Here is an 18,695-nt window from a genome sequence, read left to right on the forward strand (position 1 = left end):
AAAGGGACGCGTATTTCCGCATCCCGGCCTTGCCCGCGTCTCTCGCGATCAAGGACGTGAGAGAACGCCGATCAAGCCAGGAACGACGATGTACGGTTTAAGCAGCGCTGCAGCCTGAATCAAAAAGCGCCGTCAGAGCGGCGCTTTTTTTACACAATGGCTGAAACGATCAGATGCTTGCAGCAGCCTCGCGCTGTTTTGCCAGAGCAGCCAGATCGGCGGGCTTCAATTCGACCGATTCACCGCAGCCGCAGGCAGAGGTCTGATTGGGATTGTTGAAGGTGAAGCCGGAGCGCATTTTCGTGACTTCGAAATCCATCTGCGTTCCCAGCAGATAAAGCACGGCTGATGGCTGTATCCAGACTCTGGCACCATCGAATTCGATCAGATCGTCCTTCGCATCCGGCTCGGTCACGAGGTCGATGGTATATTCCATACCGGCGCAACCACCCTTTTTGATGCCGACGCGCACGCCTTTGGCGTCTGGACCGGAATTTTCGGTGATTGCTTTGACACGCGAGGCCGCAGCCTGCGTCATGGTCATAACTGCAAAGCCCATGGGCTCATTCTCCTTCAACAATCGAGTTCAAGGCTCGATGCTCGATGGATTCGAATTTAATCGTAGCTGAAGGCATCATCAAGGGACGATGCCTGTCAAAATTGGCAAGCGGCTCAATACCAGCCGACAGCGACCTGCGCTTCTTCCGACATGCGGTCGGGCGTCCACGGCGGATCAAAGGTCATTTCAACCGAAACGCCCGACACGCCTTCAACGGCGCCGACCGCATTTTCCACCCAGCCGGGCATTTCGCCAGCGACCGGGCAACCGGGCGCCGTCAGCGTCATGACGATCTTCACCATCCGGTCGTCTTCAATGTCGATCTTGTAAACAAGGCCGAGTTCGAAGATATCAGCCGGAATTTCCGGATCGTACACGGTTTTGAGCGCCGCAATCACGTCGTCGCTGAGGCGCGCCAACTCGTCTGGCGGAATGGTCGAGACCTTTTCCGCAACTTCGGGCGCATCCAGTTTTTTTTCAGTGGCTTCGGCAGTCATGATCCTGATCCTCGATCCTGATCTCAGGCAAAAAATTTGCGTGCATATTCGAGAGCATCCGCCAAAGCGTCCACCTCTGCGCGCGTGTTGTAAAGTCCGAACGACGCCCGGCATGTGGAGGTCACACCGAAGCGTTTCAAGAGCGGCATGGCGCAATGTGTGCCGGCACGTACCGCAACACCACGACGGTCGATCACCATCGACACGTCATGGGCGTGGATTCCTTCGAGTTCGAAGGAGAAGATACCGCCCTTGCCCGGCGCATTGCCGATGATCCGCAGCGAATTGATCGACTGCAGCCGTTCAGTGGCATAAGCGGCCAGATCGGCCTCATGCGCGGCAATCGCAGCGCGACCGATACCATCCATGTAATCCAGCGCGTAACCAAGGCCGATCGCCTGGACGATCGGTGGCGTACCCGCTTCGAAACGGTGCGGCGGATCGTTATAGGTGATCGTGTCCTCGGACACGTCGAGGATCATTTCCCCACCACCCTGGAACGGCCGCATCTCCTTCAGGCGGTCGGCCTTGCCGTAAAGCACGCCGATACCCGATGGGCCGTAAAGCTTGTGGCCGGTCATCACATACCAGTCGCAATCGATATCGCGCACATCGACAGGCATATGCACAGCGCCCTGGCTGCCGTCAACCAGAACCGGAATGCCACGCTCATGCGCAATGCGGCAGATTTCCTTCACCGGAACGACCGTGCCGAGCGCATTCGACATGTGGGTGATGGCAACGAGCTTGGTGCGCTCAGTCAGGCTCTTTTCAAAAGCCTCGATATGAAACGCACCATCGTCGTCCACCGGCACCCAGACCAGCTTGGCGCCCTGCCGTTCGCGAATGAAATGCCACGGCACGATGTTGGAGTGATGCTCCATGATCGAGATGACGATCTCGTCGCCCTCGCCGATCTTCGGCATGCCGTAACCGTAGGCAACCGTATTGATCGCCTCGGTCGAGGATTTGGTGAACACGATCTCGTCCACCGAGCCGGCATTCAGGAAACGTCGCACCTTTTCGCGCGACGCCTCATAAGCATCGGTTGCCGCATTGGAAAGAAAATGCAGGCCGCGGTGGACGTTCGCGTACTCGTTTGCATAGGCATGCGAAACGGCATCGATGACCACCTGCGGCTTTTGTGCGGACGCGCCGTTGTCCAGATAGACCAGCGGCTTGCCATAGACCTCGCGCGAAAGGATCGGAAAATCCTTCCGCACGGCTTCAACGTCATAAGGGGCCGCTACGACGGCGCGTTCGCTATCAGGCATGATTTTCCAGCCAGCCGGAAATGATTTCTTCCAGCGCCTCTACCAGATTTTCTTCTTCCAGTTCCTCGACGATCTCGGCCACGAAAGCGTTGACGAGCATTGCCCGTGCCTTTGCCTTCGGCACGCCACGCGCCATCAGGTAATAGAGGTGGTTGTCGCTGATATCGGCAACCGTCGCACCGTGGCCGCACTGAACGTCGTCCGCGAAGATTTCAAGTTCCGGCTTGGCCGAGAACTCGCCATCGTCAGACATCAGCAGCGTGTTGCACGACATCTTGGCATCGGTCTTCTGGGCATCGGGCGCAACCCGGATCATGCCCTGGAAGATGCCCTTCGCACGGTCGAAAACGACGTTGCGGAAGATTTCCGTCGAGGTCGTGTTCGGCACGTTGTGGCCGAGAACCATGGTCACATCGGTGTGCGTTTCGCCGCCCAGCAGGTTGACACCACGAACGGTGAGATCCGTGCCCTCACCTTCAACATCGATGCGCAGTTCCTGGCGTACCAGTTTGCCGCCGGCATTGATGATGAACAGGCGAAGCTTGGCTTCGGCACCCAGCTTGATGCGGAGCTGGCCAAGATGGATATCGGCTGCACCCTGCTGCTGCAGAATGATCCAGGTTGCTTCCGCACCATCGTCGACAACGATGTCGCTGACGGACGAAACGAAAGCCGCACCATCAGTCACCGACAGGTGACGTTCGATGATCGTTGCCTTGGAACCCTTGCCGAAACGGACCGGGAAACGGCTGTGCACCTGGCCAGCGCCGTGAACGGCCTGCAATTCGATCGGCTTTTCGATGTCGGCTTCCGCCGGAATATCGAGCGTCAGACCGTCGCGAACGAAGCTGCCGTTGATACGGCCGATTGCGTCATCCTTGCTGGCTTCGGCAAGACCGGCCGCAGCCGAACCGTCTAGCAGGTTGTTGGCAAAGCTCGAAACCGTCACGCCCTCGATCTTGCCGAGCGCCGATGCGCCATGCAGCACATAGGCAACGGAAGAACCGGCAACGGCAGGAGACTGCTTTTCGATCACGGGTGCCGGCGCATCCTCGGGGATAGCGCGCAGCAGGCTTTTCAGATCGGTATAGTGCCATGCCTCGATACGACGGGTCGGAAGACCACCCGTCTTCAGATCGTCAAACAGCACGTCACGGGCGGCAACCACCGCACCATCGCCCGGCAATTCGCTGAACTTGGCGGTATAGGCATCGACAAGCGCGCTTTCAGCGGGTGTCAGCCGGTTGGTAGCTTGAATGTTCATGGACATCACCTCCTGGCCTCTTGATTAGGCCGCTTCACCGATGATGTCGGCGTAACCGTTGTTTTCCAGCTCGAGCGCCAGTTCCTTGTCGCCAGAACGGATGATCTTGCCCTTGTAGAGAACATGAACGCTGTCCGGAACGATGTAGTCGAGCAGGCGCTGGTAGTGGGTGATGACGATGGTTGCGCGGTCCGGAGACTTCAGCGCGTTAACGCCATCGGCAACGATCTTCAGCGCGTCGATGTCGAGACCGCTATCGGTTTCGTCGAGAACGCAAAGCTTCGGCTCCAGAAGCGCCATCTGTAGGATTTCGGCGCGCTTCTTTTCACCGCCGGAGAAGCCGACGTTGAGCGGACGCTTCAGCATGTCCATGTCGATCTTCAGATCGCCGGCAGCTTCCTTCACCTTCTTGATGAAGTCAGGCGTCGTCAGTTCGGCTTCGCCGCGTGCCTTGCGCTGCTCGTTCATGGCAACCTTGAGGAACTGCATGGTGGCAACGCCGGGGATTTCGACCGGGTACTGGAAGGCCAGGAAGATACCCTTGGCAGCGCGCTCTGCAGCGTCCAGTTCGAGAATGCTTTCGCCGTTATACAGGATGTCACCGGACGTGACTTCATAGTCTTCGCGGCCCGACAGGATGTAGGAGAGCGTCGACTTGCCCGAACCGTTCGGGCCCATGATGGCGGCAACTTCGCCAGCGGCAACCTTCAGGTTCAGACCCTTGATGATCTCGGTTTCGGTGTCGGCGATCTTTGCGTGCAGGTCGATGATTTCAAGCATGGTTTTTTCCTAGAATAGTGTGATCGAGTGGTGCGCGAAAACCGCGCACTCAGGGTCGTGTCCGTCTGAAGATCAGCCCACCGAGCCTTCGAGCGAGATGCCGATCAGCTTCTGAGCTTCAACGGCGAATTCCATCGGCAGCTCCTGAATGACTTCCTTGACGAAGCCGTTGACGATCAGAGCGATCGCCGCTTCCTCGGGAATACCGCGCTGCAGGCAGTAGAAGAGCTGGTCTTCGGAAATCTTCGAGGTGGTCGCTTCGTGCTCGAAATGCGCCGAAGAGTTCTTCGCCTCGATGTAGGGCACGGTGTGGGCGCCACACTTGTCGCCGATCAGCAAGCTGTCGCACTGCGTGAAGTTACGCGTGTTGGTCGCCTTGCGGTGTGCCGAAACCTGACCGCGATAGACGTTCTCCGAGAAACCGGCAGCAATACCCTTGGCGATGATGCGGCTCGACGTGTTCTTGCCGAGGTGGATCATCTTGGTGCCGCTGTCGATCTGCTGATGACCGTTGGAAACGGCAATCGAGTAGAACTCGCCACGGCTGTCGTCGCCGCGCAGGATGCAGGACGGGTACTTCCAGGTGATGGCAGAACCGGTTTCAACCTGTGTCCAGGAAATCTTCGAACGGTTGCCGCGGCAATCGCCACGCTTGGTCACGAAATTATAGATGCCGCCCTTGCCTTCCTTGTCGCCCGGATACCAGTTCTGGACGGTGGAATACTTGATTTCGGCATCATCGAGTGCCACGAGTTCGACCACGGCGGCGTGAAGCTGGTTCTCGTCGCGCTGCGGTGCGGTGCAGCCTTCCAGATAGGAAACGTAGGCGCCTTCTTCACAGATGATGAGCGTGCGCTCGAACTGACCGGTGTTCTTCTCGTTGATACGGAAGTACGTGGAAAGCTCCATCGGGCAGCGAACGCCCTTCGGCACGAACACGAAGGAACCGTCGGTGAAGACCGCCGAGTTCAGCGTCGCATAGAAGTTGTCCGTTGTCGGAACGACCGAGCCGAGATACTTCTTCACCAGCTCCGGATATTCGCGGATCGCTTCGGAGATCGACATGAAGATCACGCCGGCCTTCGCCAGTTCCGCCTTGAAGGTGGTCACAACCGACACGCTGTCGAACACGGCATCAACCGCGACCGGGCGCTTTTCAACGCCAGCGAGGATTTCCTGTTCCTTCAGCGGAATGCCGAGCTTTTCGTAGACCTTCAGCAGCTCCGGATCGACTTCATCCAGCGACTTCGGGCCAGGAGCGGACTTCGGTGCGGCATAATAATAGAGATCGTTGAAATCGATCTTCGGATAGCTGACGCGAGCCCATGTCGGCTCTTCCATTGTCAGCCAGCGCTTGTACGCCTCAAGGCGCCATTCCAGCATCCATTCCGGCTCCTGCTTTTTTGCAGAAATGAACCGGATTACCTCTTCGGAAAGGCCTTTCGGGGCCTTGTCGACTTCGATCTGAGTTTCGAAGCCGTATTTATACTGGTCCACATCGATCTGGCGGACCTGATCGATCGTTTCCTGAACCGCAGCCATGTCGTTCTCCAATCTCGCCGGAGCAAAGGTCCGGTGGCTTGTCAACGTATCAAGGCGGAAAGCCGCCTTCATCCATCTTCGGGCAAATTATTCCGGGCCATGCAGGCGGACGGAACTCTTCACCCATGTAGGTGCGGGATGGCGTTTTTCACACATCCCGGCAAGCGGAAATTTGATATTCCGCAATTCTTTACCGCGCTTTCACGCCGCCTGTCCGGCCGGCTTGCGCCGCCCGGCTATTTTTCCGAACGCCGCAAGCGTGCGCTCGATATCGTTTTGCGTCGTCGCATGGCCGAGCGAAATTCTCAGCGCGCCGAGCTTGGGGTCATGCCCCATCGCCGTCAGAACATGGCTCTCGCCAACTTTTCCGGACGAGCAGGCCGATCCGGCCGAAAGGGCGATACCTTCGATGTCGAAAGCGATCTGCCCCGTTTCCGCTTTCAGTCCCGGAAGCGTGAAGAAGGTGGTGTTGCAAACCCGCGCCCCACTCTCGCCGTGGATCACCACGTCGGCGGCGGCAACGCGCATACCGGCCTCAAGCGCCGTCCGCAGATCGGATAGACGCAGCGTTTCCGCTTCCAGATTTTTGACCGCATCGGCAGCAGCCGCACCGAACCCAAGAATCGACAGCGTATTTTCAGTGCCGGAACGATGACCCTTTTCCTGCCCGCCGCCATGGATCAGCGGCCGAGGCATCATCACTTCACCGCGCGACACCAGGGCACCTGCCCCCTTCGGCCCGCCAAGCTTGTGGGACGAGAGAATGAGGAAGTCCGCATCCAGTGCTGCAATATCAAGCGGGATGCGCCCTGCAGCCTGAACCGCATCGACAACCATCAACCCGCCTGCGGCATGCACGAGCCTCGCGGCCTCGACAACGGGCTGAACGATGCCGGTCTCGTTGTTCACCAGCATGCAGGCAACCATCGGCAGGCCGGACGACGCATCATGTCCAGCCAACAGGGTCTCAAGCGCGGCTAGGTCGAGAACACCGGATGCCGTAACGGGAACTTCCGTAACGTTATCCTTGCTGAACCGGCCGCCTTCACGAACCGCAGGGTGTTCGATGGCGGAAACATAGAGGTGGCCCATCCGCAATGGAGCGCGACCCATCTTGAAATCCGGTGTCAAAACCAGATTGGCCGCTTCGGTCGCACCGCTGGTAAACGTCACATTCGGCGCTTGCGCGCCAGCAAGGGCAGCAACCTCGCGGCGAGCAGCCTCAACGGCCGCGCGTGCAGCGCGCCCTTCCCTGTGAACAGACGAAGGATTACCAGACATATCAAGAGCTTCGACAAGCACGTCCCGCACGGCAGGCCGCAACGGCGCCGTGGCGTTCCAGTCCATATATGTGCGAGTCAAAACCGTCATGACGGAACAGCTTCCGCTAATCTTCCATGCGCCGAAACGCATTTTCCTTGAAATTTCAGTTGTGCTTGCCTTATGACACGAGCCGAGTGCTTTAGCACACACAAAGTTTCGAATTGTTCTAAACTGCGTTCTAGAAAAGCTGACAGACTTCGTCAAGTCTTATCGCCAGAAGATCGCCGCCAGGAACAAAAAAACACGACCGGAGTACCAATGCCCGAAGTCATCTTTAACGGCCCGGCGGGTCGCCTCGAAGGCCGTTATCAGCCCTCCAAGGAAAAGAGCGCACCGATCGCGATCATTCTGCACCCGCACCCACAGTTCGGCGGCACGATGAACAACCAGATCGTCTACCAGCTCTTCTATCTTTTCCAGAAGCGCGGCTTCACGACGCTCCGTTTCAACTTCCGCTCCATCGGCCGCAGCCAGGGCGAGTTCGACCATGGCGCCGGTGAACTGTCCGACGCGGCATCCGCGCTCGACTGGGTGCAGAGCCTGCATCCGGACAGCAAGAGCTGTTGGGTCGCCGGTTACTCCTTCGGCGCGTGGATCGGCATGCAGCTTCTGATGCGCCGTCCAGAAATCGAAGGTTTCATGTCGATTGCACCGCAGCCGAACACCTACGACTTCTCGTTCCTCGCCCCCTGCCCGTCGTCCGGCCTCATCATCAACGGTGATTCCGACAAGGTCGCACCGGAGAAGGACGTCAATGGTCTGGTTGAAAAGCTGAAGACCCAGAAGGGTATTCTGATCACGCATCGGACCGTTCCCGGCGCCAACCACTTCTTCAATGGCAAGGTGGATGAGCTGATGGGCGAGTGCGAGGATTACCTCGACCGTCGCTTGAACGGCGAACTGGTGCCGGAACCGGCTGCCAAGCGTATCCGTTGATAATAAACCAGTTACACTCAAAACCGCCGGTCATCCCGGCGGTTTTTGTTTGGGCTGATCTGGCCGGGCCGCCGCCCGTCACGGCATGTTTTCAGGCAGGCTCACGCCGTCGCCAGAACACCGCCGGTGACCGGCTCTGCCACCCCTGTCGTACCGGGATAGGTCAGCGGCAATCCCTTCAGAGACCGAACCGCGAGATAGGCCCAGGCTTCCGCCTCCATCGCCCCACCATCGAAACCGGCATCCTCCGCCGCGATGACCTTGGCATCCTTTTCGGCGGCCTGTGCGGCAAACTCTGCCATGATAACAGGATTGAGACGGCCACCACCACAGACCACATAGGTTTTGGCCGCTTCCGGAAGATAGCTGGCGGACTTGAGAATAGCCGTACCGGTCAGGTGCGCCAGCGTGCGCGCGCCATCACCCAGCGAAACCTCGCCCTTCTGCGGCGGCAGGAAATCGCTGCGGTCGAGCGAGCGGCGAATATTGGCCGAAAAGAACGGGCTTTCCATGTAGCGGGTCACAAGCGGAGGCACGACCTTTCCGCTCGCGGCAACCTTGCCGCCCTTGTCGAAGGTCTTTCCGGTATGCGCCTCGATCCACTGGTCGATCAACATGTTGCCCGGCCCACTGTCGAAGGCCGCAAGCCGCCCATTGTCGCCAATGAAAGTGAGATTGGAAATGCCGCCGATGTTGACGAAGACGGCAGGCGTTGCAAAACCCTCGGGCAGATTGGCAGCAAGTGCGGCGTGATAGGCGGGAATAAGCGGCGCGCCCTGCCCGCCATGCACCATGTCGTTGGCACGCATGTCATAGACGACGTCGATCCCGGTTTCTTCGGCCAACAGCGGACCGTCACCGATCTGCACCGTCAGCGCCTCATCCGGCCTATGCAGCACGGTCTGCCCGTGAAAACCGATCACATCGATCTGGTCTGCCTGAAGCTTGTGGCGGTGCAGGAAGGATTTGACCGCCGCCGCATGCGCAAGCGTCAGCTTGCGTTCGGCATCGCCAAGATCCTCGGGGCGTTCGCGACGTTCGCGGATCGACTTGGCGGTCGTGAGTGCTTTTTGCCAGATGGCGCGCAAATGCGGATCATAGGGAAAATAGCCACTCGGTCCATGCCGCACGATGCTTTCGCCATCCGTGTGCAAAAGCGCAATATCGATGCCGTCCATCGATGTTCCGCTCATAAGACCGATCGCCGTTTTTACGTCACCCACGCGTCATTCTCCCGTCCGAAGGAATCATCATTGTACGATTCGCCAATATTCATGGCCGAAACGGGTGCACTTTTCAAAAAACAATGATAAATCCGCCGCGTTCATTGGCTCCCAATGACGACAAAGATCCAATCAGAAAGAAAAAGGTCATGTCCAGGTTCAAGTCCGATTTCCTCCGCACGCTCGACGAGCGCGGCTTCATTCACCAGATCTCCGATGAGGCAGGTCTCGACGAACTGTTCGCCAAGGAAACTGTGACTGCCTATATTGGCTATGATCCGACGGCATCCAGTTTGCACGTCGGCCACCTGACCCAGATCATGATGCTGCACTGGCTGCAGCAGACCGGCCACCAGCCGATCTCCCTGATGGGCGGCGGCACCGGCATGGTCGGCGATCCCTCCTTCAAGGAAGAAGCTCGCAAGCTGATGACGATCGACATGATCGAGGACAACATTACCTCGCTCAAGCACGTCTTCGCCAACTACCTCGATTACGATCGCAAGCCGAACCCGGCACTGATGATCAACAACGCCGACTGGCTGCGTGGTCTGAACTACCTCGAATTCCTGCGCGACGTCGGCCGCCATTTCTCGGTCAACCGCATGCTGTCCTTCGACAGCGTGAAGACTCGCCTTGACCGCGAACAGTCGCTGTCCTTCCTCGAGTTCAACTACATGATCCTGCAGGCCTACGACTTCGTCGAGCTGAACCAGCGCGTCGGTTGCCGCCTGCAGATGGGTGGTTCCGACCAGTGGGGCAATATCATCAACGGTATCGACCTTGGTCACCGCATGGGTACGCCGCAGCTTTACGCGCTGACCTCGCCTCTGCTGACCACGTCTTCCGGGGCAAAGATGGGCAAGTCGGCCTCCGGTGCGGTCTGGCTCAATAAGGACCTGTTGCCGGTCTACGACTTCTGGCAGTACTGGCGTAACACCGAAGACGCCGACGTCGTGCGTTTCGCAAAACTCTTCACCACGCTGCCGATGGACGAGATCGCCCGCCTTGCAGCACTCGGTGGTTCGGAGATCAACGAAGCGAAGAAGATCCTCGCAACGGAAGTCACTGCGATCCTGCATGGCCGCGCTGCCGCCGAAGAAGCTGCGGAGACCGCACGCAAGACCTTCGAAGAAGGTGCACTTGCGGAAAACCTGCCGTCCATCGACGTTCCGGCAGCCGAACTCGAATCCGGCGTTGGCCTGCTGTCGCTGATCGTTCGCGCTGGCCTGGCCGGATCGAATGGCGAAGCTCGCCGCCACGTTCAGGGCGGCGCCGTCAGAATCAACGACAAGGCCATGGCCGATGAGCGCCAGACGATCGGCTCCGGTGAGATCACCGCCGATGGCGTCATCAAGCTTTCGGTCGGCAAGAAAAAGCACGTTCTCGTTCGCCCGGCATAAGCCGCGCAAAACGACATCAAAAAATGAGGGCCGCGAAAGCGGCCCTTTTTATTGGTTATTGGAACTCGAATATCTGCCGGAAGACGCCCGGCGCGATCAGCGACAGAGGATTGATCGTTAGCGTTGGCTGGTTCGCCTGCCCTGAAAGCTTGAAGGTGATGCCGAGCAGACCACGATCACGGCCATTGCCGAGGAAGATACCGATGAACGGCAACTCGCCGAACAGACGGTTCAGGCCATAAGCCGGCATGAAGGTGCCGGTCATTTCCATCCTGCCGCTCTGGTCTTTCAACAGGCCCTGGAAGGTCGCGCCGATCTGTTCGCCTCTCACCACACCGTTTTCGACAGCAATCGAGCCGTTGACGTAGACGATCCGCGCAAACCCACGCTGAAACTTTTCCGAGCTTACATCGATGTTGCGGCGAACAGCCGTGTTGAGGCTGCGCCCGTCTTCACCTGTCGGCGTCGCAACGATATCCTGCAGCTTGGCCTCGTTGACGACGGAGAAGTTGCGCAGGTCGAGCGAACCGCTCCAGGACGTGCCGTTGCTGGTCGTCAGCGCCAGATTGACGAGGCCGCCACGCAGACGCGTATAAAGATCGGCAAAGCGGGCAAGCGAACCGGCATCGCTGCTTGTCAGCGTGATGGTGCCTGATGACGCCTTGTTGGTGGTCTGCGCCACGACGGCCTGGCCATTGCCCGTTACACCGCGAAAATCGACCGAGCGTATCTGGCCTTCGCGCAGATTGACGTCCGCATTGACGTTGGAGAGAACCTCGTTGTTGAAGCCGTAGACCTTGTCGATCTGCGCCTTGATGGCGAGCGAGGGCTGCGAACGAGGCGTACCATCCCCGGTGCCTGCGGGATTGCGCAATTTGGAAATCAGGGGCCGAAGGTCGATCGATTTTCCGTTTGCGGTGATGATGTAACTGTTCTTGGATGCAACGACAGAAACAGCATAATCGTCGGAAGACGATAGTTTCAGCCGGTCGAGATCTGCGGAAATCAGACCGTTCTTGTTGAAGGCAATATTGCCGGCCGCGCCAAAGCCGTCACCATCGAGCGAAAAGTCATTGATGTTCGTACGGCCATCGACCGTCTCCATCGAAAACTCCGCGCTGGCGGGGATACCGATCCCCTTGCTCCAGCCGATGCCCGGCAGGATGATCGATGCTCGGGTGAGATCGAGCTTGACCTCCTGATGCTTGGGATCGGCCCCGCTGACCTCCAGCGTCGTGGTGCCGCCAAGAACCGTCGTCAGCTCCGGCGCAAGTTTCGCCACCTGATTTTCGTTCAGAGACGCCTTGAGGGCGAGCTGACGGGGAACGTTGCCGTTCTTGCGCACGGGTTCCGTCAGCGCGATGTCCATCGGCACGTCGTCGATCCGTCCTTTGCCCTGCAGCACGAGCTGCTGATCGTTCAGCGTCATCGTGCCGTCAACCGCCGTCACGCTGCGACCGGCAAAAGGCCGCGCCAGTGCCAGCCCCTTGAGGTTCAGCTCCGCCGACCAGACCGGTGGTGGCGGGGCCTGACTGCTCAGCAAACCGACCACGAGCTTTGCGTGGGCTTTGACGTCACCGGTAAAATCTTCCGGTGTGAACTCGGTATCCTTGAGCGCATTGATCGGGTGAAAGGTGGCAAGCTCCGCCACCGCATCCGCAGCCCCGGCAATGTTCAGGTCGAGATTGGCAAGCAGCGGTTTCTCATACACCGAATCGATCGAAAAACGGCTGTTTTCCAGCGTCAGGGAACGATTGGACGGGAAGTAAGACGTCGCCCGCGAAATATCAACATCGATCTCTTCGCCGGAAAGCTGGAAATGGGCACTGGCATCCCGCAACGGCGGAATGTTGCCCGTGGTGTTCAACCGCGTATCGGCAATATCGAAGCGGATCTGCATCTCGCTTTTGCCGAGAATCAGCGGGCAACCGGGACCGCACATGCGTCCCTGCGGAATGAACACCGCGATCGAACCATTGGTGACGGTTCCGCCGAACAGGTTCGACACCACCCAGTCGCGCGGCTTGTGCGCCATCCAGAACGGCCAGAGCTGCTTGACCGCCGTTGCCTCCATTTTCGGGATCTGGCCGCCGAAGCTGATTTCAGGTGAACCCTGTTCTCCAAAACGGATCTTGAGCGACCCCGCCATGTCACCGAGCGGAGAGCTGACATAGAGCGAGGAGATATCCAGTTGCCTTGTCGCAGCCGTGAACTGCCCGTCAGCTTTCAGATTGAAAGGAACCGGCGGCTCGCCGGAAGCCTCTGCCGACGCCACGGCATTGTCGATCCTCAAGGCAAGACCGAAACCCTCGTCCGTGTCCTTGATCTCTCCAGCAATCGGAAGGATCGTTCGACCGAACTCGAGCCGCGAATTGTCGATCGCCAGCGACGTGTTGGCAAAGTCGTACCGCGCATTGATCGTGCCACCGGAGACCGGCTGGGCTTCCCCGGCGATCAGCAGCGTACCGTTTCCCACGCCCAGAGAAACCGAAAGCTGCGGCTCACGCCCCTCTCCGCCGCGATGGGCGGCGATATTCACACCCGCCTTGACGTTCAGGCCTTCGTGCAGGCTGCCTTGCGGATCGTATTTCTCAAGCAGCGGCCCGACATCGAAACCATCGAGACGGGCCTGGAAACCTTCGATGACCCCACCGGTCCCCGATGTCTTGAGCGACAGGCTGGCAACCTCGTTGTTGAAGATCGCTTCGCCATCGATGGTGTAACCACCCTCCGCATCCGGCGAGAGGGACAGCTCCTGCAACTGGATCGTCCGTAACTTGCCCTCGTTGCTGGGGGGCAGATGCACCGAGACATCCGAAATGGTGATCTGCTCCGTGCCGCTGACCCGGAATGCCTGTGCAAAATTATCGAGCTGCGTGAATGCCGATTGCAGGGCATCCGGGATCGCGTCGATCTTGATCTTGGTGGGATCAAAGCCATTGCCCTTGGGCAGAAGCGCTGTATCGAGTTCCATCCCGTCAGCTTCAAGGCTCTGTACGGAAACACGGCCGGCAAGAAGCGCCAGCGGATCGAGCGCCATACCAATGGCACGCGCCCGGCTCATGTGCTGGCCGGAGGCCTGATCGATGATATCGACGTCACGCGCCACAAGCGCCAGCCGCAACCCGGTTGAAAAGCGAATGGCCGAAGAGCCGATGCGGGCGCTGTAATGGGGACCAAGCGCTTTTTCCAGCGCCTGCTGCGCCTGTGCCGACAGGGTTTTGTCGATAGAGCCGGTCTCTACCGACAGGATGATGCCGCCAATCGACAGGAAAGCGAGAACGAAAAGGGCCGTAAATATCTTCGTGAAAGTGCGCAGCATCGAACGCGGCGCCGGGCAATGCACGATGATCGGATCTTCGGCCTTTGCCGAAGGAAGATCGTGCAGCCGAACGATATCGCGCTTGCCGAACGTGACCCTTTCACCCCGTATTTCCGCCATACGCCCGTGTCTGCTCCCGGAAAGCTTTTGTTTCGCCGCAATACTGGACGACGCTTCGTTTCGCTATATACCGAATCTGGTGAGTTTCACTCAACATCCCGGTGAAAGAAAGGTGGATTATGACAGATACGACGATCGGCAGCCCAGCTCCTGACTTCACTCTACCGCGCAATGGCGGCGGAACGGTGACACTGACCGACCTCAAGGGCAAGGCAGTCGTACTTTACTTCTACCCGAAGGACGATACGTCCGGCTGCACGGCTGAAGCCATCGATTTCAGCGCGCTCGGCGCACAGTTCGAGGCAGCCAATACGGTTGTGATTGGCATCTCGCCCGATTCTGTCAAAAGCCACGACAAATTCGCTGCAAAACACTCGCTGACCGTGATGCTGGCGGCAGACGAAGAAAAGACCGTCGCCGAAGCCTACGGCGTCTGGAAGGAAAAAAGCATGTACGGCAAGAAATACATGGGCGTCGAGCGCACGACCTTTCTCGTCGCACCCGACGGCACCATTGCCGAAATCTGGAACAAGGTGAAGGTTGCCGGACACGCCGAGGCTGTTCTGGACGCTGCCAAAAAGCTCTGACATCGCTTTTGGTGTGCCTGACACGACGGGCGACGTACGCGCCCGCCACTTACCGCTTATACTATTCCTGCCGGAACGGTCCGGCAGGGAGTCTCCGACATTTGGTCATGACGGTTTCAGCACGTGGCAGCCACATGTAATCTCGCCTTTGCGGAAGCCGACCTCACGCCCTCCTCCCACCGATCCCTGACAGCCATCCGCCAGAGCTGAAACGCTGATCTGGCAAGCATTCCCGGCTCCATGGCAAAACTTCGTTAACCTTAACGAAATATGATTTTCTCTGGCACACGGACAGGCTGGAGAGAGATTTTGGCTCAGACGGCAGAACAACCGGGGTTCGGAAAGAAGCGAAAGCAGCACGTCCTGATTCTGGCAAGCGGCGACAGGGTAAGGCATCTGACGATACGCCCCTGGATGACTGCTCTCGCCGTTTCCGTGGCTGGCGCTTTGTCGCTCGCCTATCTCGGCGCAACGTCCTACCTTATTCTCAGAGACGATCTGATCGGCGCGACAATGGCGCGACAGACACGCATGCAGCACGATTATGAAGACCGGATTGCGGCCTTGCGCGCGCAGGTGGACCGCGTCACATCACGCCAATTGCTCGATCAGCAAGTTGTTGAAAGAAAAGTCGAAAAACTTCTTGATCAGCAGACCGCCCTCACCTCCCGACATGGGCGCATGAGCGAGTTGATGGAGCGTGCCGAAAATGCCGGCATCACGCCTGCTGCCACTCCCTCGGCCTTCTCCAACGCACTTCTTCCAGAAAAAAGCGCCGACAAGGGACGCGGCGTTTCCGCCATCGAAAAGCTGATGCAGCCCGACAAGGCACCCAAATCCGAAAAGCAGGTGTTTTACGCGCCGGGTAGCGGCGAGACACCTTCCGACCGCGCCGACCGGATTTTCTCCAAAGTCACGCTGTCTTTGAAAGACATCGAACGCCAGCAGATATCGCGAATCGCTGAACTCACCGCCGACGCCGAAAACAAGGCGACAGCGATGCAGGACATCATTCGCCAGGCAGGCCTGAAAATTGACGAAGCCGGAAACCAGGATGTTGGTGGCCCCTATGCCGCCCCGCAACCGGCTGAAAACGACCCTTTCAATGTCTCACTCGCCAGCCTGGACAACGCACTCAACCGGCTCGATCTCGTCAAGGAAACCGCAACCGGCATGCCGTTTGGCAACCCCGCTCCCGGCCGCACCATCACCAGCCGCTTCGGCAACCGTCTCGATCCCTTTCTCGGTCGGCCAGCATTGCATACGGGTATCGACTTTCGTGCCGAGACCGGCGCCAACGTCAAGGCAACCGGCGCGGGTACCGTCGCAATCGCTGAAAACTCCGGCGGTTACGGTAATATGGTCGAGATCGATCACGGTCAGGGCGTATCCACCCGCTTCGGTCACCTGTCCGCCATTCTGGTCAAGCCCGGCGACAAGATCGACACCGGCGACGTGATCGGCCGCGCCGGCAGCACAGGCCGTTCCACCGGCCCGCACATCCACTACGAAGTTCGCCGCAATGACGCGCCAGTCGATCCGATGCGCTTTCTTGTTGCCGGATCGGAGCTGAAAACATATCTCAAATAAGAGTAGCGATTTTATCGCGGATTTTTCTCTTGTTTTAGACAATCTCCGGAAAATTGCTTGAAAGCGCATGTAGCTTGGCCTGCATGACGTCTTTAAAGCACAATCACCCGTTGTTTCCTTGACTTTCAGGCGTTTTAGGCATATCCCCGCGCCACAGTCTTGCAGGCGCTTTCGCCGCATGCGGGCGTTCTTATTGAACCAGAACGGAAAAAGTTCTTCCTTTGACAACATTCTCTGATCTTGGCCTGAGCCAAAAAGTTCTTTCCGCTATTGCAGATGCCGGCTACACAACGCCGACGCCCATTCAGGCGGGCGCTATTCCGCCTGCGCTGGAAAGACGCGATATCTGTGGCATCGCACAGACCGGAACGGGGAAAACGGCTTCCTTCGTTCTGCCGATGCTCACCCTTCTGGAGAAGGGCCGCGCACGCGCCAGAATGCCGCGTACGCTGATTCTCGAGCCGACGCGCGAACTCGCAGCGCAGGTTGCCGAAAACTTCGAAAAATACGGCAAGAATCACAAGCTGAACGTCGCGCTGCTGATCGGCGGCGTCTCCTTCGAAGAGCAGGACCGCAAGCTTGAGCGTGGCGCAGACGTGTTGATCTGCACCCCCGGCCGCCTTCTCGACCATTGCGAGCGCGGCAAGCTTCTGATGACCGGTGTCGAAATTCTCGTCATCGATGAAGCCGACCGCATGCTGGACATGGGCTTCATTCCGGACATCGAGCGCATTGCGAAGATGATTCCATTCACCCGCCAGACGCTGTTCTTCTCGGCAACCATGCCACCGGAGATCCAGAAGCTTGCGGACCGCTTCCTGCAGAACCCGGCCCGTGTCGAAGTAGCCAAGCCTTCTTCGACGGCAAAAACGGTTGCCCAGCGCATCGTTGCTGCGCACAACAAGGATTATGAGAAGCGCGCCATGCTGCGCGACCTGATCCGTGCCGAAGAACAGGAACTGAAGAACGCCATCATCTTCTGCAACCGCAAGAAGGATGTCTCCGATCTGTTCCGCTCGCTTGACCGGCACGGTTTCTCGGTCGGCGCTCTGCATGGTGACATGGATCAGCGTACGCGCATGACCATGCTGCAGAACTTCAAGGACGGAAACCTGAAACTGCTCGTCGCGTCCGATGTCGCGGCACGCGGTCTGGATATTCCTGACGTCAGCCACGTCTTCAACTTCGACATTCCGATCCATTCGGAAGACTACGTTCACCGCATCGGCCGTACCGGCCGCGCTGGGAGGTCGGGTAAGGCCTTTACCATCGTCACGAAAAGCGACACGAAGTATCTCGATGCCATCGAAAAACTGATCGGCGAAAACATCGAGTGGCTGAACGGCGACCTTTCCGCCCTGCCCGCCCCCATGGAAAGCCACGACAACGGTGGACGTCGCGGCAACAAGGAACGTGGCGGCAAGGGTCGCGACAAAAACCGTCGTGACAACACGCAGCAGAACGAAACAATCAACAAGGGCGCACAATCCGCAACGGAAGCGGATGTCGCGGTTCACGGAGAAGACAAAGTGAAGGCAGAACGCAAAGCGGAAAAAGCGCCCCGTCATTCCGATCGCCGCAGCCCTGGCCACGCCAACGACGACAACCGCGACCGTCGCCGTCATTACCGTGACCACGACGATGGCCCGACACCGGTTGGCTTCGGCGACGACATTCCGGCATTCATGCTGATCGTGGCAAACGCCAAGAGCTGATCTGCCGGAAGGGCAAACGATGACCTCTCCTGGCAAACCGGGCCTCGATTTTCCTGGCGTCGGCGCTGGTCTCGTTATTCTGCGCGATGAAAAACTGCTGCTTTGCCGGCGCGTAAAGGCGCCGGAAGCAGAACACTGGAGCATTCCAGGCGGAAAAGTCGACCATATGGAGCCGGCTCATGTCGCGGCAAAACGCGAGGCCGAAGAGGAAACGGGGCTGGCGATCGGCCAGGTGGATTTCCTCTGCCACAGCGAACTGGCGCTGGCCTCCGATAACCAGCACTGGGTTTCCCTGATATATCTAGCTCGCGATTTCCAGGGCGAGCCCACGTTGACGGAACCGGACAAACTGTCCGAGATCGGCTGGTTCGCACTGGATCAGCTTCCGGCCCCCCTCTCCGCCTTCGCAAAAGACGCATTGACGGCGCTCAAGCACCACCCGGTCCATCAGAGTTAATAGGGTACGGCGCAGCACATCATAGAAGTGCGCGCTTGAAAATTCATGCAGAAAGCAACCGGCAACCATTTGCGTCATGGCCTCGGCAAATGACGATTCGCAC

The 18,695-nt window shown here is 58.6% G+C and carries 15 protein-coding genes; 6 read left to right on the top strand and 9 right to left on the bottom strand.

Annotation, left to right across the window (positions count from 1 at the left end):
• Nucleotides 1-169: 169 nt before the first annotated feature.
• The 7 genes from sufA to HWX89_RS19360 all read right to left on the bottom strand — a co-directional run bounded on the left by sufA (nucleotide 170) and on the right by HWX89_RS19360 (nucleotide 7,287).
• Nucleotides 170-559, bottom strand: coding sequence for a Fe-S cluster assembly scaffold SufA (gene sufA / locus HWX89_RS19330; RefSeq protein WP_138793856.1), 390 nt, complete (start codon nucleotides 557-559; stop codon nucleotides 170-172).
• 113 nt (nucleotides 560-672) lie between these two features.
• Entirely contained in the window at nucleotides 673-1,056 is a 384-nt protein-coding gene (locus HWX89_RS19335) for an SUF system Fe-S cluster assembly protein (RefSeq protein WP_138793857.1), read from the bottom strand.
• A gap of 23 nt (nucleotides 1,057-1,079) precedes the next feature.
• Nucleotides 1,080-2,330 (bottom strand): cysteine desulfurase, encoded by a 1,251-nt coding sequence (locus HWX89_RS19340; RefSeq protein ID WP_138793858.1) that lies wholly within the window; start codon nucleotides 2,328-2,330, stop codon nucleotides 1,080-1,082.
• Nucleotides 2,323-3,594, bottom strand: coding sequence for a Fe-S cluster assembly protein SufD (gene sufD, locus HWX89_RS19345; protein WP_138793859.1), 1,272 nt, complete (start codon nucleotides 3,592-3,594; stop codon nucleotides 2,323-2,325). Before sufD ends, HWX89_RS19340 begins: the two co-directional genes overlap by 8 nt.
• Nucleotides 3,595-3,618: 24 nt before the next feature.
• Entirely contained in the window at nucleotides 3,619-4,374 is a 756-nt protein-coding gene (gene sufC, locus HWX89_RS19350; protein WP_138793860.1) for a Fe-S cluster assembly ATPase SufC, read from the bottom strand.
• Nucleotides 4,375-4,446: 72 nt separating this feature from the next.
• Nucleotides 4,447-5,916, bottom strand: coding sequence for a Fe-S cluster assembly protein SufB (sufB, locus tag HWX89_RS19355; RefSeq protein ID WP_138793861.1), 1,470 nt, complete (start codon nucleotides 5,914-5,916; stop codon nucleotides 4,447-4,449).
• A gap of 201 nt (nucleotides 5,917-6,117) precedes the next feature.
• Nucleotides 6,118-7,287: a cysteine desulfurase family protein gene (locus HWX89_RS19360; protein WP_138793862.1), complete on the bottom strand. Its 1,170-nt coding sequence runs from the start codon at nucleotides 7,285-7,287 to the stop codon at nucleotides 6,118-6,120.
• A 210-nt stretch (nucleotides 7,288-7,497) separates the two neighbouring features.
• On the opposite strand from HWX89_RS19360, the gene HWX89_RS19365 reads away from it, so the two are divergent.
• Nucleotides 7,498-8,175 carry an alpha/beta hydrolase gene (locus HWX89_RS19365; RefSeq protein ID WP_003522662.1) on the top strand — a complete coding sequence of 226 codons (678 nt, stop codon included), beginning with the start codon at nucleotides 7,498-7,500 and terminating at the stop codon, nucleotides 8,173-8,175.
• Between the two features lie 101 nt (nucleotides 8,176-8,276).
• Here HWX89_RS19365 and HWX89_RS19370 read toward each other — a convergent pair whose 3' ends face one another.
• The gene (locus HWX89_RS19370; protein ID WP_138793863.1) at nucleotides 8,277-9,398 is read right to left on the bottom strand and encodes an anhydro-N-acetylmuramic acid kinase; all 1,122 of its coding nucleotides are present in this window, start codon (nucleotides 9,396-9,398) and stop codon (nucleotides 8,277-8,279) included.
• Between the two features lie 149 nt (nucleotides 9,399-9,547).
• Between HWX89_RS19370 and tyrS the strand changes: the two genes are divergently transcribed.
• Entirely contained in the window at nucleotides 9,548-10,801 is a 1,254-nt protein-coding gene (gene tyrS / locus HWX89_RS19375; protein WP_138793864.1) for a tyrosine--tRNA ligase, read from the top strand.
• Nucleotides 10,802-10,856: 55 nt separating this feature from the next.
• Here the strand turns inward: tyrS and HWX89_RS19380 are convergent, their stop codons facing one another.
• On the bottom strand, nucleotides 10,857-14,243 hold the full coding sequence (locus HWX89_RS19380) for a YhdP family protein (protein WP_138793865.1): 3,387 nt from the start codon (nucleotides 14,241-14,243) through the stop codon (nucleotides 10,857-10,859).
• 119 nt (nucleotides 14,244-14,362) lie between these two features.
• Here HWX89_RS19380 and bcp point away from each other — a divergent pair, with 119 nt between their 5' ends.
• The 4 genes from bcp to HWX89_RS19400 all read left to right on the top strand — a co-directional run bounded on the left by bcp (nucleotide 14,363) and on the right by HWX89_RS19400 (nucleotide 18,592).
• Nucleotides 14,363-14,830, top strand: coding sequence for a thioredoxin-dependent thiol peroxidase (bcp, locus tag HWX89_RS19385; RefSeq protein ID WP_138793866.1), 468 nt, complete (start codon nucleotides 14,363-14,365; stop codon nucleotides 14,828-14,830).
• Nucleotides 14,831-15,139: 309 nt separating this feature from the next.
• Entirely contained in the window at nucleotides 15,140-16,420 is a 1,281-nt protein-coding gene (locus HWX89_RS19390; protein ID WP_138793867.1) for a M23 family metallopeptidase, read from the top strand.
• A 221-nt stretch (nucleotides 16,421-16,641) separates the two neighbouring features.
• The gene (locus HWX89_RS19395; protein WP_138793868.1) at nucleotides 16,642-18,135 is read left to right on the top strand and encodes a DEAD/DEAH box helicase; all 1,494 of its coding nucleotides are present in this window, start codon (nucleotides 16,642-16,644) and stop codon (nucleotides 18,133-18,135) included.
• Between the two features lie 19 nt (nucleotides 18,136-18,154).
• Entirely contained in the window at nucleotides 18,155-18,592 is a 438-nt protein-coding gene (locus HWX89_RS19400; RefSeq protein ID WP_138793869.1) for an NUDIX domain-containing protein, read from the top strand.
• The last annotated feature ends 103 nt before the right edge of the window (nucleotides 18,593-18,695 follow it).

It is taken from the genome of Rhizobium sp. RM, from assembly GCF_013390595.1.
In the GTDB taxonomy this organism is placed as follows: domain Bacteria; phylum Pseudomonadota; class Alphaproteobacteria; order Rhizobiales; family Rhizobiaceae; genus Agrobacterium.